General features: G+C 31.6%; 1 protein-coding gene. It reads left to right on the forward strand.

Features of this window, described 5'->3' with window-relative positions; all coding sequences use genetic code 11:
• Positions 1–42 precede the first annotated feature (42 nt).
• Positions 43–408: a peptidoglycan-binding protein gene (locus tag F6K13_RS34220; protein ID WP_287290100.1), complete on the forward strand. Its 366-nt coding sequence runs from the start codon at positions 43–45 to the stop codon at positions 406–408.
• Positions 409–1151 lie beyond the last annotated feature (743 nt).

Consider the following 1151-nt stretch of genomic DNA (forward strand, 5'->3'; position numbering starts at 1 on the left):
CTTAAGCCTACAGACTTTTGAAAAGCTTTTACTGCTTCTTTGGTGCGAGTAAAAGCTTTTCAAAAGTCTGTAGGCTTAAGTGTAACAGGTATAGTTAATGAAGCTACTTGGACAGCTCTGGCTAAACCTTCATTTGCCTCTCGTCCACAAACTCAAAGAGAAAAACCATCAATTTCAAGGCAAAACCCACCCATCCAAATAGAAAAGATATTAGCAAAAGGAGACAAGGGGTCTAAAGTTAAAACCTTACAAATTCGTTTAGAAACAATGGGTTTTAATCCGGGTCCAATTGATGGTTTTTTTGGAAGAAAAACCACAGGGGCAGTTAAAAAATTTCAAAAATATAAAGGAATTAAGGTTAGTGGTATAGTGGATCGAAAGACTTGGGAAGCTTTCAGCGAGAAGTAAAATACTCAAACTTTTACTGTCTTGCAATAGACTGCTTATCTAACCATAATTTTATCAAAAATATGCCCACTTTATATAAAGCAATCAGCGAAAAACTAAAAATTGCTGATTGCTTTGTTTTATGTATGAATTTATTAAGTAGGTAGGTAAAATGATTTTTATATTTACAACTAATACCAAATCGTATTTACTAAAGCAACATTTTAAAAAACTAAGGTCTTTGCCTAGAGAGGATTTGAGTATTGAAATAATTAGTAGCTAATAACTGAATTTTACATCAAAAATACAATATATTGCAGGTTTATGATGTACAGATTATCCAATTATGATTTTAATAAATGAATATTATTATTCTACCGTTAGACATTACTTACTTGAAAAGTACTGTATTTGATTTTCTGTTCCCTACTTACAAATATTAAATGAATTTTGCACAGGTACTTACTTTTTCTGTTCTAAATTAGTGGTAAACAATTAATAATTCGCAATTAACAATTACCTTACATGAAAACTATAGAATTGAATAAAATGATTTTTTTCTGTTCTCTTAGTCGATTGGATATGGCGAGGAGACCCGAAGAGTGTAGAGCAGCTCCGCTTTTTCCTAGGTCATGCTAGCCAAATATGTCGGCGATCGCTTTAGCTACTGGGACTTTAGCAAAAAATCAATTAAAAATAGCCTTGAATCCTTACTGTGTAATTCTTTAACGTCAAAATAGCCTATTTATTGATATATCTAAGTT

Origin of the sequence: Okeania sp. SIO2B9, from assembly GCF_010672505.1 — a bacterium.
GTDB lineage: Bacteria > Cyanobacteriota > Cyanobacteriia > Cyanobacteriales > Microcoleaceae > Okeania > Okeania hirsuta.